This window comes from Aeromonas sp. s13 (assembly GCF_040907905.1).
Taxonomy (GTDB): Bacteria; Pseudomonadota; Gammaproteobacteria; order Enterobacterales; family Aeromonadaceae; genus Aeromonas; species Aeromonas veronii.
In genome coordinates, this window is sequence record NZ_JBFOCS010000056.1 from 1 (window position 1) to 25,607 (window position 25,607).

Below are 25,607 nucleotides of genomic sequence, written 5' to 3' on the forward strand. Positions count from 1 at the left end.
TGGGATGAGGGCCAGCGATCCCCGACCTGGGCGTACTTTTGCTCCAGCAGGTGACGCTTGATCTTCATGGTGGGAGTCAGCACGCCGTTCTCGATATTCCAGGGGGTTTTCACCACCAGAATGCCGCGAATTTTGGCATGAGATTCCAGCTGATCGTTGACCCGTACCCGCGCCGCTTCCAGTCTGGCGTTGACCTCCTCCCGATTGCCCTTCATGGCGCTCTCGGCCAGTTGCACCAGCGCAATGGGCTGCGGCATACCGTAACCAATCACGCAGAGCTGTTCGATGATGGGCTCCTGACCCAGCCGCCCCTCGATGGGCACCGGCGCCACATACTTGCCCTTGGCGGTCTTGAACACATCCTTCATCCGGCCGGTGATGGTGAGATAACCCTCCTTGTCCAGCTTGCCCATGTCGCCGGTGTGGAGCCACCCCTCGGCATCGATGGCCTCGGCGCTGTGCTCGGGATCCTTGTAGTAACCCAGCATCATCCCTTCGCAGCGGCAAAGGATCTCCCCCTCATCGGAGATCTTGATGGTCACTCCGATCCCCGCCTTGCCGACGGTGCCGATCTTGTCGGCGCGGAACGGGTAGTTGATGGTGGAGTAGGCGTGGTTCTCGGTCATGCCCCAGGCTTCCGTCACCTTGAGGCCAATGCTCAGATACCACTCAAGCAGCGCAGGGGAGACAGGCGCGGAGCCGCAGCCGAGTACCCGGGCCTGATCCAGTCCCAACCCCTTTTGCAGCTTGCGTTTGATAAGGCCGGAGATAAGCGGGATCTTGAGCAGCAACGCCAGTTTGTTCTGGGGCAGCTTCTCGTGGATCTTGATGCGGAACATGGCCCACAGCCGTGGCACCGAGATAAAGACGGTGGGACGGCAGCGTTTGACATCTTCGATAAAGGTGTCGAGGGATTCAGGGAACGCGATGGTAGCGCCGCCATAGAGACTTCCGCCGTAGATGTAGACCCGCTCGGTAATGTGGGCCAGCGGAAGATAGGAGAAACCCCGATCGGCCTGGCTCAGGCTCACCGTCTCCACCAGCTTCTCGCACGACCAGGCGTAACGCTCGACGCTCAACATGGCCCCTTTCGGCTTGCCGGTACTGCCGGAGGTGTAGACCAGACTCAGCAGGGAGTCAGGGGCCTGCACCGGGCTGTCAGGGATCGGCTCGTGCGCCTCCAGCAGATCGTCCCACTGGTGGCTGGCCGGCATGGTGTCATAGGGGAAGGCGATACGCAGCAGATCGGCGGGTACGCCAGCCTCCTGACTCTTCCAGTCATCCAGCTTGCCGACGAAGATCGCCTTGGCTTCGCTGTGGCGCAGCACATATTCGATGGTGTCGACGTTGGCTGTCGGGTAGATGGGCACGCTCACATACTGCCCCATCTGCATCGCCAGATCGGCGATAAACCACTGGGCGCAGTTCTTGGAGAGCAGCGCCACCTTGTCACCGGCCATCAGACCGAGGTGACGCAAGGCCGTCACCATCCGCCGCGCTTCATCGGCCACTTCACCCCAGGTGAAATCGACATATTCGCGGTTGATCGTTTGACGCAGGTAGGTTCGATCAGGACACTGCCGCTCCCAGTGATAGAGCATCTCGAGCGGCAGTTTATTGGCAATGCGTGAGGAGGAGGCCATAGTTTAATCCCTGAAACAAAAGGCGAAACTTATTATTAACCTTTCACTAACTTCAGGGGAAGGATAAACTCAAACTTCAGTTTGAATTGTGTATCCGATCAAGCTTCTGCGTCTTGTTGCAAACGAATCCACATCGCCTGCACCAGTTTTTCATCCTCTTCAGATAGCTCACCTTGCAAGATCGCCTCGTTGAGGCTGCGCAGCACATAGCTCTTGACGTCCCGCACCAGGGTCTTGCCTTCCAGCTCGGCCCGGGCAACGGCCAATGAGATATGACCTCGCAGGTAACCCCCCGCAAACAGCTCATCGTCGGTCGCGGTAGCAACCATGCTGTCGATCAGTCCCAACAACTTGTGCTCAAAATCGTGAATCGTCATGTAACGCAGCCTCATTTGCGGCAAAAAATTCGGGGGTATGGAACCGCAATCCGGTTGATTGCAGCTCTCTGGCGCCAGGCCAGCAGCGTCCTTGGCGTCCTATTCCGGGTTGGCCACCGGGTAGATGACCTGATCCTTGTATCCCGTGGTTATTCGCAGATAACCACGCAACGCCCGGTTTAATTGCGGATCATCGGTGTCCACCAGCAGCGGCCTGCCCGCAAGGGCGGCAAGCTTGGCTTTGGTTGCCAGCACCTGGATATTGTCCAGCCCGACACACCGAATCACCTCAGGACTCAATTGCTGATTTCCGCGCCCGAACAGATGTCCCTGTCCGCCTATCAGGGTAATGATCAGTCGGCAGCGACGGCCGCGGATCCGGGTCAGGATCTCGGCGGCGCTGAGATCCTGCCCGATAAGTCGGCCATTTTCCACCAGATCCACACCGAGCAAAGTATTTTCCAGACCGAGCTCTGCCATACAGGCTGCCACCGTGCTGCCGGAGCCCATCAGATAGAGGGTATCGGGCTCCATCTGCTCCACCACACCGGCGGCGAGATCCGCCAGCACCAGCTCTTCGGACTCCTTGCCCCCCTGTTTTACCGCCTGTACGTAACGCAGATCGCCGGGCACCTTCAGCTGGCCGTAGTGGCGGGCCCGCACCTTGCCCGCGCGAAACGCCTCCTCGTCGATGTCGCGCACCTCGGCATCGATCAGGCTGAGCAGTTCCCCTGCGATCATCCGCGCCACCACCCGCCCGCTGGCGGCGGGGGTCACCCCGTAGACGCCGGAGTGGATCTTGCACCCCGCCGGAATGCCGAGCACATGGCAGGACTCCCCCACCGCGGCGCAGATATCCCGCGCCGTGCCATCGCCACCGGCAAACAGCAGCAGATCGACCCCGGCTTCGCGCATCAGCCCGGCGGCGTGGCGGGTATCATCGGCCGAGGAGCTCTCCCCAGCCGGTTGATAGATGACCCGACAGGGCAACCCCAGCTCGCGGGCCACCGCCTCCCCCATCTCTCCCGCTACCGTCAGCAGTTCAAACGGGACGCTCAGCTCGCACAGTGGCAACAAGGCTTGCCGCGCCCGCTCCTGCGCCTTGGGCACAGCGCCACGGGCCAGCGCCTCGGCAACCACACCGTCACTGCCCTTGAGCCCCACTGCGCCGCCAATCCCGGCGACCGGATTAATAATGAACCCTAATCGAAACATGCCAGCCTCCCTTGCGATGGCCACCATTTTTATCTTTTCCCCCCTCTGGGACAAGCAGTGGCGCCCCTGCTAGAATGCGCTGCTTCAATTTTCCAACCAATTTTCAACCAAGGTTCAATCATGCTGGAATGGGTTCTTGATCCCTCTGCCTGGGTCGCACTCGCCACCCTTACCCTGCTCGAGATCGTGCTGGGCATCGACAACATCATCTTTATCTCCATCCTGGTGGGTCGCCTGCCGGAGGCGCAGCGTCAAAAAGCGCGCATTCTGGGTCTGGGGCTCGCCATGGGTACCCGGATCCTGCTGCTGCTCTCGCTGGCCTGGGTGATGCGCCTCACCGATCCGCTCTTCACCGTGCTGGGTGAAGCCATCTCCGGCCGCGATCTGATCCTGCTGCTGGGGGGCCTGTTCCTCATCGGCAAGAGTGCCCACGAGATCCACGTCACCCTGGAAGGGGCGGCCGAGCCGGAGAGCGTCAGCAAAACGGCCTCGGGCTTTATCAGCACCCTGATCCAGATCGCCATCCTCGATATCGTGTTCAGCCTCGACTCGGTGATCACCGCAGTCGGCATGGCCGATCACGTGCCGGTGATGGTGCTGGCCATCATGATCGCCGTCTTCATCATGATGTTTGCCGCCAAATCCATCGGTGATTTTGTCGATGCCCACCCCACCATCAAGATGCTGGCCCTCTCCTTCCTCACCCTGGTGGGCTTCGCCCTGATGGCCGAGGGGATGGATCTGCATATTCCGAAGGGCTACATCTACTTCGCCATGGCCTTCTCGCTGGTGGTGGAGATGATCAACATCCGCCTGCGCAGCCATCACGACAATAACGGGCGGAATAGCGCGCAGTAACCCTGCCCCACATGCCCCCGCGACCCCAGCTGTCGCGATCAAAAAGAGCGCCGATCGGGCGCTCTTTTTTTATGGGTAACGAAACGATGAAAGGGTTATTGATCGCTGATGACGATGGCAACCCGGCGGTTGGCGGCCCGGCCCTCTCTGGTCTTGTTATCCGCCAGCGGCATGGTCTCGCCACGGCCATGGATCTCCAGATTGGCTGGCTTCATGCCGACCGAGACCAGCACATCGGCCACCGACTGGGCCCGCATCAGGGAGAGTTGCTGGTTGTAGCTGCTCTCGCCGGTATTATCGGTGTGCCCATCCACCCGCGCCTTGTCCAACCCTACGCCAAGCAGTGTTTTACCCAGTTTTTCAACGGATTGACGAGTCTGGGGATTGAGCGCCCCCACGTTGTTGGCAAACAGCACCCGGTTGGCCAGATCCAGCGTCCACCCCTCATCGGTCAGATAAAAGCCCTGCTCCTTGAGCACGGCGATTTGCTCCGGGGTCAACCCTTTGGGCGCGCTCTGGCAACCGGCCAGCAGCGACAACATCAACCCCAGCAGGGTCACTTTCAACAGGTGGGTGATCTTCATGGTTTGCTCCTTGTTTATGTTGTTATTCTTGCCAGTCAGGCGATGGTTTGCTGTTCGCTGCGGCGCGCCCGTTTCGCCAGATACATGGCTGCATCAGCCTGATCACACAGCACGCTGGCACTCATGCCCGCCTGATAGACGGCAAAGCCGACACTCACCTCGGCCACCAGCTGACGACCGTCACGCAGCGCCACCGGTTCGCTCATCGCCTGCTGGATGCGGCCAATCACCTCTTCCACCTCATGCTGTCGCTGGAGTGGACCAACCAGCACCGCAAACTCGTCACCACCGAGGCGAAAAACCAGATCATCCGGACGCAGCTGATGCTGCACCCGTCTTGAGAGCGCGATCAGCACATCGTCACCAGCGTTGTGCCCCAGCGTGTCATTAATTTGCTTGAAACGATCGCAGTCGAGATAGAGCAGCGCAAACCCCTCTTGCTCGCCGAGGGAGATGGCCTGCGCGAGCCGCGCTTCAAACAGGGCGCGATTGGGCAGTCCGGTGAGGGCATCGTGAGTCGCCTGATGGAGCAGGCTGGCATTTTCGCGGGCCTGCTGGGCCTGCCAGGCTTGCAGCTCGTCCAGCAGGGAGTTGAAGTCATCCCCCAACTCGTTAATCTCGACGATATCGGCCGGTGGCGCCCGCATCCCCAAGGTGCGCTGTCGGCGTACCGAGTGGGCGACAAGTGCCAGTTTACGCAGCGGTGCGGTGATGGAGACCTGCATCCGGTCGGCCACATAGAGTGCCACCATGGCGCTCAGCATCAGACAGACCACCATCACCAGCAGCGCCGAGAGCAAAAACAGCAACAGATATTCACCGTGGCCGCGCAGCTCGATGGTGGCGATCTGCTCGCCACCCCGCAGCATGGGGAGTTTGACAGGCCCCGGCATCAGCAGTTGGGCCAGATAGTCTTCGAGCGTCACCAGCGGGTTGCTTCTGGGGCGCTCCCAACTGGCGAGCTGCTGGCCATTGATCAGCACGATAGTGGCTTCAGCCACCTCTTCCTTGGCAACGATGCCACTGAGCGCCTCGCTCGCCGCCTCCTCATCGTGGAACACCACCGCCGCCTCGGCGCTGTAGCTGATGGCGCGGGCGACCAGCTCCAGATTGTGGTCGGCGTAAAAACGCACTACCAGCAGGGCCACCAGTGTAAAAAAGAGTCCCGCCACGCTGACGGCTGTGATGGCGGCCACCAGATGGGTTCGCCCCAGGCTCTGACGCAGGGTCAGACGGCGGGGAGCCGCGCTCACCTGTCGTCTCATGGGACCCCCTTGTCGGCATGGGCCAGCTTGAGCACGGCGGGATGCACCCGCACGCCGCTCAGGGCCAGAGCATCGAGGTTCACTTTAAACCGCACCCGCACGCTGTCCGGCGAGGTCTGCAGGCAGAACACCGAGCTGGTGGAGCAGTCGTGGTTGTATTCGCTGATGCTGAGCACTGGGTGTCCCTGCAGGCGGGCAAACAGCGCAATCCGGGTCGGCTCGTCGAGTACCCCCAGATAGAGCACATCGCAGTGATCGCTGATGGCCGGATCGCTCGCCTCGTAACGATGGACCTGCACGGTACGGCCATTGGCTTGACGATCGATGGTAAAGAGGGCGCCGGCATATTCGGTCGGTGCCGCCACGCACATACGCAGCACCGCAGGCTCGGTGGGCCAGCGGGTGTAACTCATGATATCGAGCACCAGCTCCCTGACCGCCGTCGCCCGGCTCTCTGCGGCCGTTTCCGCCAGCGCGCGGGGCAACAGCAGGCCAAACGCAACCAACAGGAGCGCCAGACGGGCAGTTAAACGAGGGGAAAAGAGTAACAGCATGATCGGGAGGTGGTCGCCTTGACAATACCGCTGCTATGGCATTGCGGTTCGGGTAGATGAACCCAGATAGTAAGTTGGCTGACACAGGCCTGACAAGTCTCACCCCGCCATCATCTACCGAGTTCATGTAAAGAAAACGGAGAGCCCGTCTGGTAACGGGCTCTCTGGTGGCAGGCAGCAAGGTGGAAATCACTTCTTGCTGATGCCGTATTCCCGCAGCTTGTTGGCGATGGCGGTATGCGACACGCCCAGGCGTTTGGCCAGCTGGCGCGTCGACGGGAAGGCGGGATAGAGCCGGGCCAGCAGCTGGCTCTCGAAGCGCTTCACCGCATCGTCGAGATTCCCCTCAAACCACTCGTCAATCAGCGGCATGGTATCGGCCGCCACCGGCAGGTCGATCTGCTCGGGCCCCAGTTCATCCCCTTCCAGCAGGGTCATCGCGCGGTAGAGACAGTTGCGCAGCTGGCGCACGTTGCCCGGCCAGCGATAGGCGGTCAGGTAGTCGGCCATGTTGCGGGTAAAGCGCGGACGGGGTCGCTGCAATTCGCTGGCAAAGCGGGAGACAAACTGCTGGGCCAGCACCATGATGTCTGCCTTGCGCTCGCGCAGGGGTGGCAGCGCCAGACTGAGCACGTTGAGGCGATAGTAGAGATCCTCGCGGAAGGTTCCTTCGTGCACCAGATCCAGCAACTGCTTCTGGGTGGTGCAGATGAAACGCACGTTGACCTTCACCTCCTGCTCGTCACCGACCCGGCGGAATACCCCATCCTGCAACACCCGCAAAAACTTGGTCTGCAGATGGGGAGACATGTCGCCAATCTCGTCCAGCATCAGGGTGCCGCCGCTCGCCAGCTCCAGCACGCCGCGCTTGCCCTCGGTGTTGTTGCCAAAGGCGCCGGGGGCATAACCAAACAGCTCGCTCTCGGCCACGTTATCGGGCATGGCGGCGCAGTTGAGGGCCATAAAGGGGTGGCTGGAGCGCAGGCTGGCCCCGTGACAGGCACGGGCCAGCAGCTCCTTGCCGGTGCCGGTCTCGCCGACGATCAGCAGCGGCGCGTCCTGCATCGCCAGTTTACGCGCTTGCGACAGCACCTCTTTCATCTTGGGACTCTCGGCCTGCAGATGCTCGAAGCCCCCCACTTCCACCGCATGGAGCGCACTGAAGTGCAGGCCGACCCGACGGGCAGATTTGAGCACCACCACGGCCCCAGCCAGCGCCTGCTTGCCGCGGGCTTCTGCCACGAACAGCGGCATCAGATCTGCCAGATACTCTTCGCCATTGAAACTGAGCTTGCAGGTCTGCGGCTTGATCTCGCTCGCCTCCAGCCAGCGGGTGAAGGAGAAGCCCTTGACCAGCGAACCGAGCGCCACGCCGCGTACCTCCTCCACCGGCAAGCCGAGGGTGGTGAGGGCAGACTGGTTGGCCTGGGTCACCTTGCCCTTGCTGTCGAGGGAGAAGACCAGATCCGGCAGCGCCTTGAGCAGCGCCTCGATCTCGTGATGCTCTCGCTCGGAAGGCATGTAAGGGATGGTCTTGACGTCGTAGACGCCGGGAATGCGGCGGATCTCCGGCATCAGGTGCTGAAAATCACTGAACTCCAGCTCGGGAAAGTTGAGATAGATGATGCCTGAGGTATCGATTTCGATGCCGCGCAGATCGATATTGTGCTCCACCAGGCGGTCGAGCAGTTCCCGGGTCAGGCCCAGGCGGTCTTCACAGCTGACTTCAAGACGCATTCGGGACACACTTCCTAGCTAACTCTATGAATGAGCGGATAATACAGTCTCGATCCCCCCAGTGCGAGCGCCAGCCCATAAAAATGCGGGCCTGCCCCGCTTTCGCAGGCAGGCCCGGGTCAACCGATGACGCTGGTGTGGGGCGCGATTACCGGAGCAACTGATCGGTGCGCGCCGCCATGATGAAGTCGTTACGATGCAAACCGCCGATCTTATGCATCCACCAGCTGACGGTCACCTTCCCCCATTCGGTCAGAAATGCAGGAAGGGGGATACTCCGCCTCAACCTGTTCTCAGATTATCTGGGCAATTGGTCTGTACGCGCAGCCATGATGAAGTCGTTGCGGTGTAATCCGCCGATCTTGTGAGTCCACCAGCTGACGGTCACCTTACCCCACTCGGTCAGGATGGCGGGATGGTGGAACTCCGCCTCCGCCAGCTCCCCCAAGCGGTTGGTAAAGGCCAGCGCCTCCTTGAAGTTGCGAAATGTAAATTCCCGCCGCAGTTGCAGCGCCCCCTCCTCCACCAGCGGCTGCCAGTCGGGGATAAGCTGCATCAGCTCGCGCAGCTCCTCATCGCTCACCTTGGGGGCATCGGCGCGGCACGCTTCACACTGCTGGCTGGCCAGTTTGGACATGGGTTACTCCTGCTTGAATTAATGAAAAATTAATGAAAATGAAATAGGGTTGTTTGCTTTTGGTCAGCTCGCCTGTTTGCCAGCGGGAACCTCAAAACGCGGCGGATAGAGGCCAAGCCGACTGGCCTCCGCCAGAGCAGCCATGATCTGCTCACCGGTCAGCTGGTAGAGATGATCGAGACTCGGCAGCACAAAATAGGTGGGCTGCATGATGTCGATGCGATACGGGGTGCGCAGCACAGTCAGTAGATCGAAGGGTTGCAGCAGCGGTTTGCCACAGAGGGCATAGGCGGTCTCGCCGATGGAGGAGAGAATGCCGCCACCGTAGATACGCAGCCCGTCAGGCGTGGCCAGCAGGCCAAACTCTACGGTGAACCAGTAGAGCCGCGCCAGAAAAACCCGCTGCTCCTTGCTCGCCTGCTGCCCCAACTGACCGTATAGGTGGGTGAAGTGGGCAAAGGCCGGATTAGTCAGCATGGCGCAGTGGCCAAAGATCTCGTGAAAGATATCGGGCTCTTGCAGGTAGTCGAGCTCGTCCCGGCGCCGGATAAAGGTCGCTACCGGAAACTGGCGGTTGGCCAGCAGGGCGAAGAAGCTATCGAACGAGATAAGCGCAGGCACCGCCGCCACCGACCAGCCGGTCGCAGGCTGCAAGACGGCGTTGATCTCGGCCAGCTGGGGGATGCGCTCACGGGGCAGCCCCAGTCTGTCGAGACCGGCCAGATACTCGTCACACCCCTTGCCATCGAGAGCGGCGAACTGACGTTCGATCAGGACCTGCCAGGTACCATGCTCCTCGTTGCTGTAGTGGATCACCCCGTCAGCATCCGGCTGGTGGGCGGTGTAAAAGGTTGCCATAGCGGTTCCATCCTCTGGCGCCACATCAGGCGCCTTGCCGTTTCATCACGGTTTCACTGTAACGAAGTGGCAACAAAAAAAGCAGCCGACCCATGAGCCGGCTGCCGGAAACAGTTGTAAATAAATTGTGACAACCGCTATTAATCTCCAGCAGCCATCAAGGCTGATTGAGATACCCCGCCAGCTGGCCGATCAGCCGCTTGCGCAGCTCGCCGAGTTTCGGTTTCTCGTCCGCACACCAGGGCAGCGGACGGCACGCCTCTATGGTGCGCAGGCCAAGGCGGGCGGTGAGCAGACCGGCCCCCACCCCTTGCGCCGCGCGGGCAGAGAGCTTGGCGGCAAATTCGGCGCCCAGCAGATCCATCCCCACCTCGGTCACCAGCTCGGTGGCACCGGCGTAGAGCATGTTGCGAAACACCTGACGGATGAGGCGTATGCGGCTCCAGTAGCCAAGTTCGATGGCATAGACATCGGCGATATCCTCGATCATCCGCAGGTTGCGCCACAACATCAGCATCATGTCGACGGTGGCGAGCGGGCTGAGCGCCACCAAAACAGCGGCCTCCCCCGACCATTTGGCCACCCGCGCCTGGGCCAGCTTGTCACGCTCGCCGAGTACCAGCTGGCTATAGAGGGTCAGCACCTCCCGATCGCTGTGGCTCTCATCGAGCTGGGCCAGCCAGGTTTGATACCCCTCGCGCCCCTTGTCGCCACTTTTGACCGCCAACCCTTCGCAAAAGGCCTGCCCCTGCCCGACTCCCTGATGAGCAAGCAGATCTTCTGCTCGCGAGCGCACATCCTGACGCCGCTTGAGGGTGCGCAGCCGCAGCCACTCGCGCCCCACCACGCTGGCGGTCCCCGCAGCGACCAGCGCCGAGGCTGCCAGCCAGGCGCTGCCCCAGAGCAGAGTGGTGAGAAACTGATCGTAAAGAAAGGCGCAATACTGGCCCAAGGAGAGCAGACCGACCGCCCCCAGCCCCCACGCCAGTAGTCGATGACGGCGACGCGGTTTGATGACGAGGGCGCTCTCCACCTCGGTGAACTCGTCCAGCTCGTCGAGGCGCTCGAAACTAGCCTCCTCCAGCCGCTGGGCCGGTGCGGGCGGTCGCTCGTCACTGGCCACCGTCAAGGCTGGCTCAAGGATCACCTTGCCCTGCAGCGGTGGCCGCTCTTTTATCTGATCGTTCATCGCATTGTTCTCCTGTGCGCAGCCTTCGGCTCAGGTGCCAAGACCGCACACCGTTATTCGAGGTGATCCCCGAGCAGAAACTCCAGCGCTGCATCGAGCCGGATATGGGGCAGCACCTGATGGGGGCTCATGGGCATGGGGCGAAACGCCTGAAAATCAAAACCCTGACTGTTCCACCACTGCTCAGGCGGAATATGGGGCGGCACCTCCCCCGGGAACAGCAGCAGCGGCTCACCGCTCAGGCTGGTGCCACGGATGGCCGGGAACTCGCGGCCATTGGCCACCCCCTTGCCAACTTCCGTCGCCTTGATGGCGGCGAGCGCCAGACACTCGGTGGTGATCCCCTCAAAACGAGCCTGACCGCGACCGCTGCGTACCAGATGCTGCAGCAGGGAGACCATGGGCGCATGCTGTTCGGGGGTGACGTGATCGGCCTTGCTCGCCACAAACAGCAGCTTGTCGATACGGGGCGAAAAGAGCCGCCGCCACCAGTTGCTTTTGCCGTAGGCAAAGCTCTCCATGATGCGGGCGATGGCCTGCTGCATGTCGCCAAAGCTGGCCGCCCCGGCGTTAAGCGGCTGCAGGCAATCCACCAGCACGATCTGGCGATCAAAGCCGGCAAAGTGCTGCTCATAAAAACCCTGCACCAGATGCTGCTTGTACTGCTCGAAGCGCTGCTTGAGAGTGGCGTAAAGAGTGCCATCGGCGGGCTCGCCGACAGGCATCTCCCACACCCAGGGGACAAATTGCAGCATGGGGGCACCGGCATACTCCCCCGGCAACACGAAACGGCCGGGTTGAATAAGGTGCAATCCCAGCTCCTGTTTGCAGGCGTGCAGGTAGGCGGTGTAGCGCTCGGCCAGCTCAGCCACCGGCCGCTCTTCGAAGCGCTGATCGGCCTGCCACCCGGGTGTCAGCCAGCTGGCGGCAAGAGCCTGCAGCTCTGGGCGGCGCAGTTGCTCGCGCACCTGTTCGCTCCACTGCTCGTAGCTCATCTCAAGGAGCGGCAAGTCGAGCAGCCACTCCCCGGGGTAGTCCACCAGATCCACGTAGAGGGTGGAGATCTCCCCCAGATGCTTGCGCAGGGGGTGACGGGTGCGATAGCGGATTTCGAGGCGCACTTCGGCCACGCCGCGGGTGGGCTCGGGCCAGGCAGGTGGATCGCCAAACAGGGAGTCGAGGCCACGCTCGTAGGCAAAGGTGGGGATGTGGGCATTGAGCTGCGGCACCCGGCGGGCACCGAGGATGCGCCCCTGACGCAGGGCATCCCACAACGGCAAACGGCCGTCGATGGCCGCGTGTTCCAGCTGGTTGACCAGCGCCGTGATAAAGGCGGTTTTACCGCTGCGAGAGAGGCCGGTCACCGCCAGCCGAATATGGCGATCCCGCACCCGGTTCACCACGTCGTTCGCCTTGTGTTGCAGGCGAGTCAACTTCTGTTCCAGTTTATTGAGTATCAAGGCTTGACCCGTTCTCCCTTGGTGGTTGCATCTGGATAGCTGGTGTCGATGGTGGCGCATCACGGGAGGCGCCGCCATCGACATGGGGGCTTCAGCAAGCACTACAGCTTGCGAAATTCCCGCTGCAGGGTGAACTCCCTGGAGGTTACCAGCTTCTCGATCCGCTGAACTCTGGGCTCCAGCGCGTCAAGTTCCTGCGCGATGCGGCCCAGCGCCTGATGAGGGGTGATCCCCGCCTGCCAGCTGCGCGCTTTCATCCGCACCTCGGCAAAGTCAGCATCCTCTTGCGAATAGAGGGTGACCGGCTTTTTGTCGAGCAGGAACCAGGCGGCGATATAGGCGGTGAAGGTGATGAAACCGGCGAAGATAAGGCCACTGATGGCGAGCAGCCGCACGATCCAGGTCTCCACCCCGAAATACTCAGCCAAACCGGCACAGATCCCGGCTATCTTGCCACGCTGGGGATCGCGATAGAGGTTACGCCCTTCACGACTGACACTGCTCATACCTTGTTCCTCCAACCGGGTACTTCCGCATCCAGAATCGACTCCAGCGCGCCCACTCGCTCCTGCATCTTCTCGGTGCGAGCCAGCAGCCCTTGCAGCTGTTCCCGCTCGCTATCGGCAAGACCGGCGCCAATCCGCCCCTTGGCACGATAGTGCAGCACCAGCCAGATGGGAGCCACCACCACCATGAAGACCACCATGGGAACCATCAATACGCCCAGCAGATCTTCCATCTGTTACTCCCCCTGTTTGCCTTCGCTTTTGCTGTCGCCCTGACCCAGCTTCTGGCGCATGGCTTCCAACTCGCGGCTTATCTGATCGTCCACTTCCAGCTCGGCAAACTGCTGCGCCAGCGCCTTGTCGGACTGTCCCAGATCGGCGCGCGCTTCCATTTCGTCGATGCGACGCTCCATCCGCTCAAACTTGCTCACCACCGCCTGGCTCTCGCCACGGGCTACCTGGCTCTGCACATTGAGACGGCTGCTGGCCGCTTCGGTGCGAATGGCCATCGCCTTTTGACGGGCGCGGGCATCTTCCAGCTTGGCTTCGAGCTGGCGGATCTCTTCACCCAGCTTCTCGATGCCGCTGTCGACCGCCTGCTGCTCGCGGTAGAGGGTCTCTGACAACTCGGTCTGTTTCTTCTTTTCGATAAGGGCGGCGCGGGCCAGATCTTCACGTCCCTTGGTAAGGGCCAGCTCGGCCTTGGCTTGCCACTCGTCGACCCGCTCCTGATGACGGGCGACCTGACGGCCAATCTCTTTCTGGCTGGCGAGGAAGCGAGCCAGATTGGAACGCTCCTTGACCAGCTCGTCCTCCATCTCCTGGATGATCAGGCGCACCATCTTCTGGGGATCTTCTGCCTTGTCGAGCAGGGCCGTCAGGTTGGAATTGATGATGTCGGCCAGACGGGAAAAAATACTCATGATTGCACTCCTGTTATTGGCATGGCGTTGTTTCTCCATTGACAATGGCAACTTGTGTGCCAATCTGGAACAAAATTTAACTTGTTGATTTATATGGGGCAGAATAGCCGGATTGCAAGATGCCTCGCGCAAGTGATGATTAAAATCACCAACTTTTGGTAAGATTGACCAGCTTTTACAACTGACAGGGATCACTATGACCACGGCCACGGAAAGCCTGCTGGGGGAATCCAACGCATTTCTCGAGATCATTGAGCAGGCCTCACGGCTCGCCCCGCTGCGCAAACCCGTGCTGATCATCGGTGAGCGGGGGACGGGCAAGGAGCTGATCGCCCACCGCCTACATTATCTCTCGGCGCGCTGGGATCAAAGCTTTGTCACCATCAACTGCGCCACCCTGAGCGAGAGCCTGCTGGAGACCGAGCTGTTCGGTCACGAAGCGGGATCGTTTACCGGCGCAGCCAAGCGCCACCAAGGCCGCTTCGAGCGGGCCGATGGCGGCACCCTCTTCCTCGACGAGCTGGCCACCACCAGCGCCCGGGTGCAGGAGAAGTTGCTGCGGGTCATCGAGTATGGCGAGTTCGAGCGGGTGGGTGGGGCCAAGCCCCTCAAGGTGGATGTGCGGCTGGTCTGCGCCACCAACGAGGATCTCCCTGCGCTGGCCGACAAGGGGCAGTTTCGCCACGATCTGCTCGATCGGCTCGCGTTTGATGTGATCACCCTCCCCCCCTTGCGGGAGCGGCGGGAAGATATCCTGATGCTGGCGGAGCACTTCGCCCACAGCATGACCCGGGAGCTGGGTTATCCGCTGTTTGCCGGTTTCTCGCGCAAGGCGACCCAGCTGCTGCTGGATTACCACTGGCCGGGCAACGTGCGGGAGCTGAAGAACGTGGTGGAGCGCAGTATCTATCGTCAGGGCAATCCCCAGTTGCCGCTCTCGACCCTGGTGCTCAACCCGTTTGATTCCCCCTGGCGACCACAGGTCACGCAACCTGCGCAAGAGGACCGAAGCGAGGTACAATCTGCATCCCCCCTCGCCTTGCCGCTCGATCTCAAGCAGGCGGTGGCGGAGTACGAGATTAATTTACTCAAGCAAGCGATGCAGCAATCCCAGTATAATCAGCGCAAAGCCGCTCAACTGCTGGCCTTAAGCTATCACCAGTTCCGTGGCATGCTACGCAAATATCAGCTGCTGGATGGCGATAACGATGCAGAACAAGAGTGAAGGAGCGCGGTTGATGCCGACTCCAGCAACACGCCAGCCTTCGCGCTGGCACATTTGTATCAAAACGTGCGTACAAAACCCCTATAAGAACATGGTTCAACAATGAGAATGCTCACACCCTTGCTGCTGGGTCTGCTGGTGCTGGTCACCGGCTGCCAGAAGCAATCCGAGGCCTCCAAAACCGGACTCATCTATTGTGCTGAGGGATCCCCCCTCTCCTTCAATCCCCATGTTTCCAACTCCGGGGTGACACTGGATGCCAGTGCCCGTCCGCTCTACGACCGCCTGCTGGAGGTGAACCCCAACACCCTGGCGCTGGAGCCGGCGCTCGCCACCAACTGGCATGTCAGCGAGGATGGCCTCACCTATACCCTGACCCTGCGCAAGGGGGTGACTTTTCACCATACCCCCTGGTTCAAGCCCACCCGCACTTTCAATGCCGATGACGTGGTCTTTACCTATGCCCGCCAGCTTGACGAGCAGCACCCCTACCACAATGTCTCCGGCGGCGATTACCCCTACTTCTACAGCCTAGGGCAAGATCTGCTGATCAAGCGGGTGAGCAAGAAGGGGCCGCAGACGGTGGTATTCGAGCTGAACCAGCCGAACGCCTCCTTCCTCGCCACTCTGGCCAGCGACTATGCGGTGATCCTCTCCGCCGAATACGCCGAGCAGATGTTGCAGGCGGGCACGCCAGCCCTGCTCGATAGCCGCCCCATCGGCACCGGGCCGTTCAGCTTCAAGGAGTATCGCCACAACGAGTTCATCCGCTATCTGCGCCACCCTGGCTATTGGGGCGGCGATGCCAAGATTGAACAGCTGGTCTACGACATCACCCCCAAATCCGCCAAACGGCTGGCCAAGCTGCTGACCGGCGAGTGCGACGTAATGAGCACCCCTTCCGCTAGCCAGCTCTCGGTGATCAAGCAAAATCCGGCGCTGAGCCTCTCAGTCCAGTCGGGGATGAACGTCGCCTTTTTGGCCCTCAATACCCGCAAGCCGCCGTTCAACAACGTCAAGGTGCGTCAGGCCATTGCCAGCGCCATCAATATCGACAACCTGCTTCAGGCGGTCTATTTCGATACCGGCCTGCCCGCCAACAGCCTGCTGCCGACCCTCTCATGGGGGTACAACCCCAGCCTGCCCGAGCGCAAGCCCGATCTGAAACGGGCGCGCCAGCTGCTCAAGGAGGCGGGGCTGGAGAAAGGGTTCGAGATGCAGGTGCTGGTACAACCGGACGCCCGCCCCTACAACCCGGATGCGGTCAAGACTGCCCAGCTGATCCGCAGCGATCTGGCCAAGGTCGGGATCAAGCTCAAGATCGTGCAACGGGAGTGGCCGGTGATCGAAGGGCGCCTCACCAAGGGGCAGTACGACAGCTTGCTCTCCGGCTGGATTGCCGACAACGCCGACCCGGACAACTTCTTCCGCCAGCTGCTGAGCTGCTCGGCAGTGGAGCGCGGCAACAACTACAGCCGCTGGTGCAGCCCGGCCTTCGACCAGCTGCTGGATGATGCGGTCACCACACCCCAGCTCTCGTTCCGGCTGCGTAACTACTACTATGCCCAGACCCTGCTTAACGAACAGCTGCCGCTGATCCCGCTGGCGCACGCCTTGCGTACCCAGGTCAGCCGCAGCGACATCGAGGGGCTGACGCTGATGCCCTTTGGCGGCACCTCCTTCAACCAGGCTCACAGGGAGTAAGCATGCTTCTATACACCTTGCGCCGCATCAACCTGCTGCTTATCACTCTACTGGCGCTGACCTTTGTCGCCTACCTGCTGGACTATCGGCTGATCGGCCATCAGCTCAGCTTCTGGAGCGGCTATCCCGACTTCCTGCGCCGCATTTTCGCAGGTGACCTGGGGCTCTCCAGCGTCTCCGGGCTGCCGGTGCTGGACGAGATCCGCCACTACTTCCCGGCGACCCTGATCCTCTGTCTGGCGGCGTTCGCCATCTCGCTGCTGGTGGGCATTCCCCTCGGCACCCTGGCGGCCCTGTCACAGGGCAAGACGCTGGATCTCTCCATCATGACTGCCGGTCTTATCGGCTATGCGGTGCCGGTGTTCTGGCTGGCACTGCTGGTAGTGATGCTCTTTTCGCTGGATCTCGGCTGGTTGCCGGCATCGGGCCAGATCAGCCTGCTCTACGACGTGCCCCCCATTACCGGCATCGCGGTGCTCGATGTGCTGCTCAGCAACGAGCCCTGGCGGCAAGCGGCGCTGCACGATGCCCTGCGTCACCTGATCCTTCCGTCACTGGTGCTGGCGGTGGTGCCCACTACCGAGGTGATCCGCCATGTGCGCAGTTCCCTCATCGACGTGATGAAGCAGAACTACATCAAGGCGGCGGCGAGCCGGGGCCTTTCCAAGGCGCAGATCGTCTGGCGCCATGGTCTGAAGAACGCCCTGCCGCCGGTACTGCCGCTGCTGGGTCTGCAACTGGGTAGCGTACTCACCTCCGCCATGATCACCGAGGTGGTGTTCGAGTGGCACGGGATCGGCCGCTGGCTCATCAGCAGCATCGCCCTGCAGGATTACGCCGCCATCCGCGGTGCAACCCTGGTAGTGGCCAGTTTCGTGATCCTGACCAGCGTCAGCACCGAGTTGCTGACCACCCTTATCTATCCGGCACGGCGCAAAGAGTTGTATGCCAAACAAGATTGAACGCGCTCATGGCGTGACCAGGAGCCAGGTATCCTATGCAAGATAAATCGAACATCTATCCCGAGCTCAAGATCCTCTCGCCCCTTGAGCAGACGTGGGCCTCATACAGCCGCAATCCGCTGGCGATGGCGGGGCTATGGTGCTTTTTGCTGTTGCTGCTCATCACGCTGGTGGGGCCGCTGGTCGTTCCCTACGGCATCGATGAACAGCACACCGACAAGCTGCTGCTCGCCCCCTCCTGGGCGGCGACCGGCAACATCGACTACTTCCTCGGCACCGACGATCTGGGGCGCGACATGCTCTCCCGGCTGGTGGTAGGGGCGCGTCTCACTTTCGGCTATGCGCTGGTCGTGGTGGTGATCGCCATGGTGGTGGGCTCCGCCATCGGTATCCTCGGCGGCATGAGCAAGGGGCTTAAATCGAGCGTGCTGCACCACCTGCTCGATACCCTGCTCTCCATCCCCTCCCTGCTGATGGCCATCATCATGGTTGCCATCATGGGACCGGGTTTTGGCAATACCCTGATAGCCATTACCCTGGCGTTGATCCCGCCTTTTATCCGGGCCACCTACAACGCAGTACATGCCGAGATGCAGAAGGAGTACATCACCGCCAGCCGCCTCGATGGCTCGCCCCCCTTCCGGATCATGCGTCTGGCTATTTTGCCCAACATTGTCGAAACCTTGGTGGCCCAGACCACCCGCACCTTGTCGGCAGCCATTCTCGATATCTCGGCGGTCGGTTTTCTTGGCCTCGGCGCCCAGTCTCCCCAACCGGAGTGGGGCACCATGCTGGCCGATTCGAGCGACCTTATCTATCTCGCCCCCTGGACCGTCACCCTGCCCGGCATCGCCATCCTGTTCAGCGTGCTGGTGACCAATTTAGTTGGTGAAGGCATTCGTGAAGCACTCAAAGAGGGGAATGACTGATGCCGCTGCTCGACATTCGCAATCTCACCATCGAGATCGACACCCCGCAAGGCAAGGTCAAGGCGGTGGACAAGGTGAGCCTGACCCTGACCGAGGGGGAGATCCGCGGTCTGGTGGGTGAATCCGGCTCCGGCAAGAGTCTGATCGCCAAAGTGATCGTGGGCATCGAGAAGGACAACTGGACGGTACGTGCCGACCGGATGCGCTTCAACGACATGGATCTGCTGACCATGGCTCCCAAGGAGCGCCGTCGCATCATGGGTCGCGAGATCGCCATGATCTTCCAGGACCCCATCAGCTGTCTCGACCCCTCCGAGGAGATCGGCACCCAACTTGAAGAGGCGATCCCGACCGATTCGTTCGAGGGACAATTCTGGCAGCGCTTCCAGTGGCGCAAGAAGAAGGCCATCGCCCTGCTGCACCGTGTAGGCGTCAAGGATCACCGCAAGGTGATGCGCGCCTATCCCCACGAGCTGTCGGATGGCATGTGCCAGAAGGTGATGATCGCCATGGCGATTGCCAACCAGCCGCGTCTGCTGGTAGCCGACGAGCCCACCAGCGCCATGGAGTCCACCACCCACTCCCAGATCCTGCGACTGCTGGACAAGATGAACAAGCTGGGCAACACCACCATCCTGATCATCAGTAACGATATCGCCGCCATCGCCAATCTGACCGACACCATCAACGTGATGTACTGCGGCCAGATGGTGGAAGTGGGCACCCGGGAGCAGATCCTCGAGACCCCGCATCACCCCTATACCGATGCCCTGCTCAAATCGATCCCCGACTTTGACAAGCTGGTGCGCCACAAGTCGCGCCTCGAAACCCTGCCCGGCGTCATCCCGCCGCTGCAACACCTGCCCATCGGTTGCCGTCTGGGGCCGCGCTGCCCCTACGCCCAGAAGCAGTGCGTGCAGACTCCGTTGATGAACAAGATCAAGGGCCATCAGTTCAGCTGCCACTTCCCGCTGAACATGGAGGAGCCAAAAAAATGATGACCGTTAATGCCCCCATGAAGGAGCCCCGCTTGTGATCGAGCCATCCCTGTTGCAGGTCAGAGGCCTTAGCAAAACCTACCAGAACCGCACCGGTCTGTTCCGTCGTCAGGCGGTGGAGGCGATCAAGCCCCTCTCGTTCGATCTCGAAGTGGGTCAGACCCTCGCCATCGTCGGCGAAGCTGGCTCCGGCAAGAGTACCCTCGCCCGCATTCTGGCCGGGATGATCGAACCCACCAGCGGCGACATCGCCATCGACGGCCAGCTGATGGTGCATGGCGATTACCAGACTCGCTGCAAACTGCTGCGGATGATTTTTCAGGATCCCAACACCTCGCTGAACCGCAAGATCCGGGTCGGCCAGATCCTGGAGACGCCGCTGCGTCTCAACACCGAGATGACCGAGGAGGAGCGCCGCGAGAAGGTGGTGCAGACCCTGCGTATGGTGGGGATGCTGCCGGATCACGCCCTGTTCTATCCGCAGATGCTCTCCTCCGGTCAGCAACAGCGGGTGGCGCTGGCGCGCGCGCTGATCCTCAACCCCAAGATCGTGGTGGCCGATGAGGCGCTCTCCACCCTGGATATCTCGGTGCGCTCCCAGATCATCAACCTGCTGCTGGAGATGCAGGAGACCATGGGGCTGAGCTATGTGCTGGTAGCCAACGATTTGGGCATCGTCAGCCATATCAGCGACGAGGTGCTGGTGATGCACGAAGGTCGGGTGGTGGAGCGCGGCAAGACCCTCAAAGTGTTTGCCGATCCCCAACATGAGGTGACTCGCCGTCTCATCCAGAACTACAACAACGAATACCGCAAATAGAGAGGCGCTGGCCGCCTCCCTCACCGCTGTGTTTCGCCGAGCTCACTCGGCGGGATCAAAAAAGCCCACTGCATGCAGTGGGCTTTCTGTTACCGGCGTTGCTGCTTAGGCTTGCAGCAGCAGACGGTTGATGCGGGAGACGAAGCTCGCCGGATCGTTCAGCCCGCCCTGTTCGGCCAGCTGGGCCTGTTCGTGCAGCAGAGTGACCCACTCGCCAAACAGTGCCTCGTCTTCAATGGTGTCGAGTTTCTTCACCAGCGCGTGGTCAGGGTTGAGCTCCAGAATGTACTTCTGCTCCGGTACCGGCTGGCCGGCCGCGCGCATCAGCTTGATCATCTGGGTGCTCATACCGTAGGCGTCGGTGACGATGCAAGAGGGGGAGTCGGTCAGACGGTGAGTGACGCGCACCTCTTTCACCGCTTCGCCCAGGCTCTTCTTGACCCGCTCAACCAGACCGGCGTTGGCCTTTTCGGCCTCTTCCTGGGCCTGCTTGGAGGCTTCGTCTTCCAGATCGCCGAGATCCAGTTCGCCACGGGTGACGGAGATGAGCTGCTTACCGTCGAACTCGGTCAGGTGGCTCATCAGCCACTCGTCCACGCGCTCCCACATCAGCAGCACTTCGACGCCCTTCTTGCGGAAGATCTCGAGGTGCGGGCTGTTCTTGGCAGCGGCATAGGAGTCAGCAGTGATGTAGTAGATCTTCTGCTGGCCTTCCTTCATGCGGCCAACGTAATCCTCAAGAGAGACTGTCTGGGCTTCGCCCTCGCCAGCGGTGCTGGCAAAGCGCAGGAGCTTGGCGATCTCTTCGCGGTTAGCGTAATCCTCGGCCGGGCCCTCTTTGAGCACGTTACCGAACTCTTTCCAGAACTTGGCGTACTTCTCGGCATCGTCTTTCGCCAGCTTGGAGAGCATGGTCAGCACGCGCTTGGAGCAAGCCTTGCGCAGGGAGGCGGTCACCTTGTTGTCCTGCAGGATTTCACGGCTAACGTTGAGCGGCAGATCGTTGGAGTCCAGCACCCCTTTGACGAAGCGCAGGTAGGTCGGCATAAACTGCTCGGCGTCATCCATGATGAAGACGCGCTGCACATAGAGCTTCAGACCGTGCTTCTGCTCGCGGTTGTAGAGGTCGAACGGTGCGCGGGCCGGTACGTAGAGCAGGCTGGTGTACTCCTGCGCCCCTTCCACCCGGTTGTGACCCCACAGCAGCGGATCTTCAAAGTCGTGGGCGACGTGCTTGTAGAACTCCTGATACTCCTCGTCCTTGATATCTTTCGGGTTGCGGGTCCACAGTGCCGTGGCGCGGTTGACCTGCTCCCACTCGCCCGGGGTGCCGACGATGGTCTCACCATCCTCTTCGCGATCCGGGGTGCCCTCTTTGTACATCTCTACAGGCACGCTGATGTGATCGGAATATTTGCCCACCACGGAGCGCAGACGCCAGTCGTCGAGGAACTCGTCCTCTTCGGCACGCAGGTGCAGGATGACATCGGTACCGCGACCCTCTTTGGTCACGTCAGCGACAGTGAAGGAGCCTTCCCCTTCCGATTCCCACTGTACGCCCTGCTCCGGAGCAGTACCGGCGGCGCGGGAGACCACGGTCACCTTGTCGGCCACGATAAAGGCGGAGTAGAAACCGACCCCGAACTGGCCGATCAGCTGGGAGTCACGTCCCTGATCGCCGGAGAGGTTTTTGAAGAATTCTGCGGTGCCGGACTTGGCGATGGTACCCAGGTGCTCAATCACCTGATCACGGGTCATACCGATCCCGTTATCGGAGATGGTCAGGGTACGCTTCTCTTTGTCCACCACCAGACGCACACGCAACTGGCCGTCGTTTTCGAACAAAGAGGCATCGGAAAGCGCCTTGAAGCGCAGCTTGTCCGCCGCATCGGATGCGTTGGAGATCAGCTCGCGCAGGAATACTTCTTTGTTGGAGTAGAGGCTGTGAGCCATCAGGCTCAGCAGTTGTTTGACTTCAGTCTGAAAGCCGTGGGTTTCGGCATGAACACTTTGGGTCATGGACCAATCCTCAGAAACATCGGGTTGAACATATGCCCAACCTAAATGGGGACGGCCAATCAAATATCAAGGGGCGAGTGTGCAATCCAGCTCACTCGCCCCTTCAAACCCGCTCAAACGGCTATTTATTGCCCAGCGCTACCGCTATTAATGCGGGGCAACTGGCTGGCGCCTAGCTATTTCAAGCGCTGGCGCCCCATCAGGGAGTGGGAGAGCGTAGTGCCATCCACCAGCTCCAGCTCACCCCCTACCGGCACCCCGTGGGCGATGCGGCTCACCTCCACCCCGGCCGCACGGGCCATATCGGCGATATACCAGGCGGTGGCATCCCCCTCGATGGTCGGATTGGTGGCGAGGATCAGTTCGCTGATGTGCTCTTCCTTCAACCGGCGCTCGAGAATATCGAGCCCCAGCTCCTCCGGGCCGATGCCATCCAGCGGCGACAGATGGCCCATCAGCACAAAGTAACGACCGGAAAACTGGCCGGTCTGCTCGATGGCAGCCACGTCCGCCGGGCTCTCCACCACACAGAGCAGACCATTCTCTTCCCGCTTGGGATTGGCGCAAATATCGCAGCGATCGTTCTCGGTAAAGGTGCGGCAGTGGCTGCAGTGGCCAATCTCGGTCAGGGCGCGGGAGAGCAGCTGGGCCAGCCGCAAACCACCGCTGCGCTCGCGCTCGAGCAGGGTAAAGGCCATCCGCTGTGCCGATTTGGGCCCCACCCCCGGCAGCACCTGCAGGGCTTTCATCATCTCGTCGAGCAGGGGACTGAATTTCATAACACACCTCACACTGGCCAACCCGCACCACTCTCTGGATAACCGCGGGTCAGCTGAACTGGATAACGCAACTGGCGCAGGACTATACCCGAGCACGCCGCCCATCGCTATCGGCTTGCCAACAGAGTCCATAAAAACGCGGATAGCAAAAAGCCCTGATGTTTCCATCAGGGCTTTGCAATTTGGCGGTGAGGGAGGGATTCGAACCCTCGATACGTTGCCGTATACACACTTTCCAGGCGTGCTCCTTCAGCCACTCGGACACCTCACCAAATTTTGGTCTGTGGTTTAACGTGTTCAGCCAACACGGTGTTCGCTACGCTGTTGCGCTGGAACGGGGCGTAATTTAGGGGAAAGCCCCGCCCGCGTCAACGGCTTTTTTCACCTGGCGAACCGTTCGAACACTTAATGCACAGATTCCGGTGCGACCGGGATTTCCGGCAGGTTGAGGAAGCCGGAACGTTCGCATTCGGCAACCAGTTCGTGGGTTGCGGCGATGGTGCTTTGCACGAACAACAGGAACTGCTCGACGCTGAGTCCGGCCTTGGTAAAGACGGTGTGGCCGACCACCAGCCGCGGCAGATTGTCATCGATGATATCGAGGAACACCTTGAGGGAGGGGTACTGCATATTGAGTCGGCCCAGTTCGGCAACCAGCGGCAGCATTGCGGAGGGGCGCACTTCCAGCTCGGAGGAGAACAGCAGGCCTTCCTCTTCCACGAAGATCCGGCTCTCCTGAATACCATCGACCGACTGCAAAGAGACAATGTGGATACCGTGACACTGGTCGCAGACATAGTGCTCGATACGAGCCTGTTGCAACCAACGCATTATCATTTCGGAGCTGGGGATATTCATCATTTCCACGACAAGATTGGGATCAAGGGGCGCAGTCTAAACCAATTTGCTATCAACAAAAAGCACGCCAACCCGATAACCCTGCGGCTCGCTTCTTTTTGGCAAGCGCTATGCATATACTCAGCCAAATCCACGATGACGCTTGCCCCACAGGGGGCCCCATGACTATCCAAGAAAAGTATCGCCTTCATCTGAAATCACTCTCGGATGAGCTGCTCACCCTGCAAAAACCCATCCGCATTCTGGATGCCATCAAATGGCCACGCCATCTGCAGGATCGCTTTCTGGTAAGCGGTGGCAGGGAGCTGCCCGCTATCGACAGGCACTTCTATGATGCCCTCCCCCTCGGCTTCGATCCGCGCAACAAGTATCTGGAGCTCAAGGAGCTGCGGGACCGGATCCGCAGAAAACTGGGGCCACAGGACGATCTTGGCCGGATCCTGCAAGAGACGGTCGATCAGTACATGGTGGTGATCGAGATGCTGCGCCAGCGCGGCCAACCCGATTTTCAGCGTTACAGCCAGCTGCTTTATGGCTCTGCCAGCGATCACCTGCGCGGGGATCGCAAGACTCTCAAGGAGCTGGGCGCCCGCCTGTGCGATATCTTCTCCCTGCCCGGCGCCCGCCATCTGGTGCGCCCCTACCCCAAGGAGTTCGAAGGAGAAGCCGCGGTCGCCAAACTGCAGGGCAAGCTGTCGAGCTACTTCAGTGACGGCACTGTGCAGGTGAAGCTGAGCGATGGGATTGTCTCCGATGCCGCTGCCGGTGGCGACTACATCAAGCTCAACTCCCACGCCCGTTTCTCCGAGCTGGACTTGCAGGTGCTGGAGGTACACGAGGGGTGGGTCCATGTCGGCACCACCCTCAACGGTCGCCAGCAGCCCTATGCCACCTGGCTGAGCGCCGGTTCACCGCGGATCACCGCCTGTCAGGAGGGGCTGGCTGTCCTGATAGAGACCCTCACCTTCAGCTCCTTTCCGGATCGGGCCAAGCGCATCTCCGATCGGGTGATGGCCATCGACATGGCCGAGCGCGGCGCCGATTTTATCGAGGTATTTCAGCATTTCGTGCAGCAGGGCACCAGCGAGCACGACGCCTACAAGATCACCCAGCGGGTCTTTCGTGGCGGCATAGTGGACGGCGGCGCCTGCTTTACCAAGGATCTCTCCTACGTGCGTGGCTATGTGGAGACGGTCAACTTTATCCGCAGCGCCGTGCTGGAAGGGGTGCCCGAGATCCTGCCAATGCTGTTTGTCGGCAAGGTGACACTGGATGACATTCCGGTGCTCTATCAGCACTATCTGGAGGGGCTGATCGCCGCTCCCCGCTATTTGCCGCCGATGTTTCGCGATCTCACCGGGCTCTATGTCTGGTTCGGTTTTGCCTCCGGCATGTCGCTGGTGGATATCGGCCGGGTACAGCACCATTTTCGCCAGCTGTTTCAACGCCTGCCGGTGGCCGACCCCATCATTGCGCCGGTGGATATCGAGATCGACTGAACCACAGC

25 protein-coding genes, 1 tRNA gene and 1 pseudogene are annotated in these 25,607 nt (G+C 60.8%); 8 read left to right on the forward strand and 19 right to left on the reverse strand.

Annotated elements, in window-relative coordinates:
- The 3 genes from AB5Y82_RS10020 to AB5Y82_RS10030 all read right to left on the reverse strand — a co-directional run.
- Positions 1 to 1,643, reverse strand: a 1,643-nt coding sequence (locus AB5Y82_RS10020) for an AMP-binding protein (RefSeq protein WP_368173928.1), incomplete at its 3' end; no start/stop codon positions are given.
- Positions 1,644 to 1,741: 98 nt separating this feature from the next.
- The gene (locus AB5Y82_RS10025; RefSeq protein ID WP_139740389.1) at positions 1,742 to 2,020 is read right to left on the reverse strand and encodes a YfcL family protein; all 279 of its coding nucleotides are present in this window, start codon (positions 2,018 to 2,020) and stop codon (positions 1,742 to 1,744) included.
- A gap of 99 nt (positions 2,021 to 2,119) precedes the next feature.
- Positions 2,120 to 3,235, reverse strand: coding sequence for an ATP-NAD kinase family protein (locus AB5Y82_RS10030; RefSeq protein ID WP_159143875.1), 1,116 nt, complete (start codon positions 3,233 to 3,235; stop codon positions 2,120 to 2,122).
- Positions 3,236 to 3,355: 120 nt separating this feature from the next.
- Here AB5Y82_RS10030 and AB5Y82_RS10035 point away from each other — a divergent pair, with 120 nt between their 5' ends.
- A complete protein-coding gene (locus tag AB5Y82_RS10035) occupies positions 3,356 to 4,093 on the forward strand; it encodes a TerC family protein (protein ID WP_159143876.1) in 738 nt (245 codons plus the stop codon).
- A gap of 95 nt (positions 4,094 to 4,188) precedes the next feature.
- Here AB5Y82_RS10035 and AB5Y82_RS10040 read toward each other — a convergent pair whose 3' ends face one another.
- The 12 genes and pseudogenes from AB5Y82_RS10040 to pspA form a co-directional block, all read right to left on the reverse strand.
- Positions 4,189 to 4,677, reverse strand: a complete 489-nt coding sequence (locus AB5Y82_RS10040) for an OmpA family protein (RefSeq protein ID WP_159143877.1) — start codon at positions 4,675 to 4,677, stop codon at positions 4,189 to 4,191.
- A gap of 35 nt (positions 4,678 to 4,712) precedes the next feature.
- The gene (locus AB5Y82_RS10045; RefSeq protein WP_159143878.1) at positions 4,713 to 5,942 is read right to left on the reverse strand and encodes a diguanylate cyclase; all 1,230 of its coding nucleotides are present in this window, start codon (positions 5,940 to 5,942) and stop codon (positions 4,713 to 4,715) included.
- Positions 5,939 to 6,496 (reverse strand): YfiR family protein, encoded by a 558-nt coding sequence (locus AB5Y82_RS10050; RefSeq protein ID WP_005333646.1) that lies wholly within the window; start codon positions 6,494 to 6,496, stop codon positions 5,939 to 5,941. The genes AB5Y82_RS10045 and AB5Y82_RS10050 overlap by 4 nt, the downstream gene beginning before the upstream one ends.
- A 189-nt stretch (positions 6,497 to 6,685) precedes the next feature.
- Positions 6,686 to 8,233, reverse strand: a complete 1,548-nt coding sequence (gene tyrR, locus AB5Y82_RS10055; RefSeq protein WP_005333656.1) for a transcriptional regulator TyrR — start codon at positions 8,231 to 8,233, stop codon at positions 6,686 to 6,688.
- Positions 8,234 to 8,381: 148 nt separating this feature from the next.
- A pseudogene (locus AB5Y82_RS10060) lies at positions 8,382 to 8,498 on the reverse strand (4a-hydroxytetrahydrobiopterin dehydratase); the annotation flags it as partial.
- Between the two features lie 33 nt (positions 8,499 to 8,531).
- On the reverse strand, positions 8,532 to 8,870 hold the full coding sequence (locus AB5Y82_RS10065; protein ID WP_111900610.1) for a 4a-hydroxytetrahydrobiopterin dehydratase: 339 nt from the start codon (positions 8,868 to 8,870) through the stop codon (positions 8,532 to 8,534).
- A gap of 63 nt (positions 8,871 to 8,933) precedes the next feature.
- Entirely contained in the window at positions 8,934 to 9,728 is a 795-nt protein-coding gene (phhA, locus tag AB5Y82_RS10070) for a phenylalanine 4-monooxygenase (protein WP_111900609.1), read from the reverse strand.
- A gap of 157 nt (positions 9,729 to 9,885) precedes the next feature.
- On the reverse strand, positions 9,886 to 10,917 hold the full coding sequence (locus tag AB5Y82_RS10075; RefSeq protein ID WP_368173929.1) for a YcjF family protein: 1,032 nt from the start codon (positions 10,915 to 10,917) through the stop codon (positions 9,886 to 9,888).
- Between the two features lie 53 nt (positions 10,918 to 10,970).
- Positions 10,971 to 12,377 (reverse strand): YcjX family protein, encoded by a 1,407-nt coding sequence (locus AB5Y82_RS10080; RefSeq protein ID WP_162632553.1) that lies wholly within the window; start codon positions 12,375 to 12,377, stop codon positions 10,971 to 10,973.
- A 101-nt stretch (positions 12,378 to 12,478) separates the two neighbouring features.
- Positions 12,479 to 12,883, reverse strand: coding sequence for an envelope stress response membrane protein PspC (gene pspC, locus AB5Y82_RS10085; protein ID WP_005333670.1), 405 nt, complete (start codon positions 12,881 to 12,883; stop codon positions 12,479 to 12,481).
- A complete protein-coding gene (gene pspB / locus AB5Y82_RS10090; RefSeq protein WP_005333672.1) occupies positions 12,880 to 13,116 on the reverse strand; it encodes an envelope stress response membrane protein PspB in 237 nt (78 codons plus the stop codon). The genes pspC and pspB overlap by 4 nt, the downstream gene beginning before the upstream one ends.
- A 3-nt stretch (positions 13,117 to 13,119) precedes the next feature.
- Positions 13,120 to 13,806: a phage shock protein PspA gene (gene pspA, locus AB5Y82_RS10095; protein ID WP_005361184.1), complete on the reverse strand. Its 687-nt coding sequence runs from the start codon at positions 13,804 to 13,806 to the stop codon at positions 13,120 to 13,122.
- Between the two features lie 196 nt (positions 13,807 to 14,002).
- Here pspA and pspF point away from each other — a divergent pair, with 196 nt between their 5' ends.
- The 6 genes from pspF (at position 14,003) to AB5Y82_RS10125 (ending at position 20,444) form a co-directional block, all read left to right on the forward strand.
- A complete protein-coding gene (pspF, locus tag AB5Y82_RS10100) occupies positions 14,003 to 15,031 on the forward strand; it encodes a phage shock protein operon transcriptional activator (RefSeq protein ID WP_005346257.1) in 1,029 nt (342 codons plus the stop codon).
- 108 nt (positions 15,032 to 15,139) lie between these two features.
- Positions 15,140 to 16,735, forward strand: a complete 1,596-nt coding sequence (sapA, locus tag AB5Y82_RS10105) for an ABC transporter substrate-binding protein SapA (RefSeq protein WP_162632559.1) — start codon at positions 15,140 to 15,142, stop codon at positions 16,733 to 16,735.
- 2 nt (positions 16,736 to 16,737) lie between these two features.
- Positions 16,738 to 17,697, forward strand: a complete 960-nt coding sequence (locus tag AB5Y82_RS10110; protein WP_129503868.1) for an ABC transporter permease subunit — start codon at positions 16,738 to 16,740, stop codon at positions 17,695 to 17,697.
- 35 nt (positions 17,698 to 17,732) lie between these two features.
- Positions 17,733 to 18,626: an ABC transporter permease subunit gene (locus AB5Y82_RS10115; protein WP_005333677.1), complete on the forward strand. Its 894-nt coding sequence runs from the start codon at positions 17,733 to 17,735 to the stop codon at positions 18,624 to 18,626.
- Positions 18,626 to 19,624 carry an oligopeptide/dipeptide ABC transporter ATP-binding protein gene (locus tag AB5Y82_RS10120; protein WP_005333679.1) on the forward strand — a complete coding sequence of 333 codons (999 nt, stop codon included), beginning with the start codon at positions 18,626 to 18,628 and terminating at the stop codon, positions 19,622 to 19,624. Before AB5Y82_RS10115 ends, AB5Y82_RS10120 begins: the two co-directional genes overlap by 1 nt.
- A 34-nt stretch (positions 19,625 to 19,658) precedes the next feature.
- On the forward strand, positions 19,659 to 20,444 hold the full coding sequence (locus AB5Y82_RS10125) for an ABC transporter ATP-binding protein (RefSeq protein ID WP_005333681.1): 786 nt from the start codon (positions 19,659 to 19,661) through the stop codon (positions 20,442 to 20,444).
- A gap of 105 nt (positions 20,445 to 20,549) precedes the next feature.
- Here AB5Y82_RS10125 and htpG read toward each other — a convergent pair whose 3' ends face one another.
- The 4 genes from htpG to AB5Y82_RS10145 form a co-directional block, all read right to left on the reverse strand.
- Positions 20,550 to 22,463, reverse strand: a complete 1,914-nt coding sequence (htpG, locus tag AB5Y82_RS10130; protein WP_111900607.1) for a molecular chaperone HtpG — start codon at positions 22,461 to 22,463, stop codon at positions 20,550 to 20,552.
- A 176-nt stretch (positions 22,464 to 22,639) separates the two neighbouring features.
- A complete protein-coding gene (gene recR, locus AB5Y82_RS10135) occupies positions 22,640 to 23,242 on the reverse strand; it encodes a recombination mediator RecR (RefSeq protein ID WP_019444931.1) in 603 nt (200 codons plus the stop codon).
- Between the two features lie 183 nt (positions 23,243 to 23,425).
- A tRNA-Ser gene (locus AB5Y82_RS10140) sits at positions 23,426 to 23,513 on the reverse strand.
- Between the two features lie 134 nt (positions 23,514 to 23,647).
- Positions 23,648 to 24,103, reverse strand: a complete 456-nt coding sequence (locus AB5Y82_RS10145) for a YbjN domain-containing protein (protein ID WP_368173930.1) — start codon at positions 24,101 to 24,103, stop codon at positions 23,648 to 23,650.
- Between the two features lie 158 nt (positions 24,104 to 24,261).
- Here AB5Y82_RS10145 and AB5Y82_RS10150 point away from each other — a divergent pair, with 158 nt between their 5' ends.
- The gene (locus AB5Y82_RS10150) at positions 24,262 to 25,599 is read left to right on the forward strand and encodes a flavohemoglobin expression-modulating QEGLA motif protein (protein ID WP_201990203.1); all 1,338 of its coding nucleotides are present in this window, start codon (positions 24,262 to 24,264) and stop codon (positions 25,597 to 25,599) included.
- Positions 25,600 to 25,607: the final 8 nt, after the last annotated feature.

What these genes read in the sequence shown, in the direction of transcription:
- AB5Y82_RS10025 (WP_139740389.1), bottom strand. Translation starts at nt 2,020, where the DNA reads ATGACGATTCACGATTTTGAGCACAAGTTGTTGGGACTGATCGACAGC.
- AB5Y82_RS10030 (WP_159143875.1), bottom strand. Translation starts at nt 3,235, where the DNA reads ATGTTTCGATTAGGGTTCATTATTAATCCGGTCGCCGGGATTGGCGGC.
- AB5Y82_RS10035 (WP_159143876.1), top strand. Translation starts at nt 3,356, where the DNA reads ATGCTGGAATGGGTTCTTGATCCCTCTGCCTGGGTCGCACTCGCCACC.
- AB5Y82_RS10040 (WP_159143877.1), bottom strand. Translation starts at nt 4,677, where the DNA reads ATGAAGATCACCCACCTGTTGAAAGTGACCCTGCTGGGGTTGATGTTG.
- AB5Y82_RS10045 (WP_159143878.1), bottom strand. Translation starts at nt 5,942, where the DNA reads ATGAGACGACAGGTGAGCGCGGCTCCCCGCCGTCTGACCCTGCGTCAG.
- AB5Y82_RS10050 (WP_005333646.1), bottom strand. Translation starts at nt 6,496, where the DNA reads ATGCTGTTACTCTTTTCCCCTCGTTTAACTGCCCGTCTGGCGCTCCTG.
- tyrR (WP_005333656.1), bottom strand. Translation starts at nt 8,233, where the DNA reads ATGCGTCTTGAAGTCAGCTGTGAAGACCGCCTGGGCCTGACCCGGGAA.
- AB5Y82_RS10065 (WP_111900610.1), bottom strand. Translation starts at nt 8,870, where the DNA reads ATGTCCAAACTGGCCAGCCAGCAGTGTGAAGCGTGCCGCGCCGATGCC.
- phhA (WP_111900609.1), bottom strand. Translation starts at nt 9,728, where the DNA reads ATGGCAACCTTTTACACCGCCCACCAGCCGGATGCTGACGGGGTGATC.
- AB5Y82_RS10075 (WP_368173929.1), bottom strand. Translation starts at nt 10,917, where the DNA reads ATGAACGATCAGATAAAAGAGCGGCCACCGCTGCAGGGCAAGGTGATC.
- pspC (WP_005333670.1), bottom strand. Translation starts at nt 12,883, where the DNA reads ATGAGCAGTGTCAGTCGTGAAGGGCGTAACCTCTATCGCGATCCCCAG.
- pspB (WP_005333672.1), bottom strand. Translation starts at nt 13,116, where the DNA reads ATGGAAGATCTGCTGGGCGTATTGATGGTTCCCATGGTGGTCTTCATG.
- pspA (WP_005361184.1), bottom strand. Translation starts at nt 13,806, where the DNA reads ATGAGTATTTTTTCCCGTCTGGCCGACATCATCAATTCCAACCTGACG.
- pspF (WP_005346257.1), top strand. Translation starts at nt 14,003, where the DNA reads ATGACCACGGCCACGGAAAGCCTGCTGGGGGAATCCAACGCATTTCTC.
- sapA (WP_162632559.1), top strand. Translation starts at nt 15,140, where the DNA reads ATGCTCACACCCTTGCTGCTGGGTCTGCTGGTGCTGGTCACCGGCTGC.
- AB5Y82_RS10110 (WP_129503868.1), top strand. Translation starts at nt 16,738, where the DNA reads ATGCTTCTATACACCTTGCGCCGCATCAACCTGCTGCTTATCACTCTA.
- AB5Y82_RS10115 (WP_005333677.1), top strand. Translation starts at nt 17,733, where the DNA reads ATGCAAGATAAATCGAACATCTATCCCGAGCTCAAGATCCTCTCGCCC.
- AB5Y82_RS10120 (WP_005333679.1), top strand. Translation starts at nt 18,626, where the DNA reads ATGCCGCTGCTCGACATTCGCAATCTCACCATCGAGATCGACACCCCG.
- htpG (WP_111900607.1), bottom strand. Translation starts at nt 22,463, where the DNA reads ATGACCCAAAGTGTTCATGCCGAAACCCACGGCTTTCAGACTGAAGTC.
- recR (WP_019444931.1), bottom strand. Translation starts at nt 23,242, where the DNA reads ATGAAATTCAGTCCCCTGCTCGACGAGATGATGAAAGCCCTGCAGGTG.
- AB5Y82_RS10145 (WP_368173930.1), bottom strand. Translation starts at nt 24,103, where the DNA reads ATGATGAATATCCCCAGCTCCGAAATGATAATGCGTTGGTTGCAACAG.
- AB5Y82_RS10150 (WP_201990203.1), top strand. Translation starts at nt 24,262, where the DNA reads ATGACTATCCAAGAAAAGTATCGCCTTCATCTGAAATCACTCTCGGAT.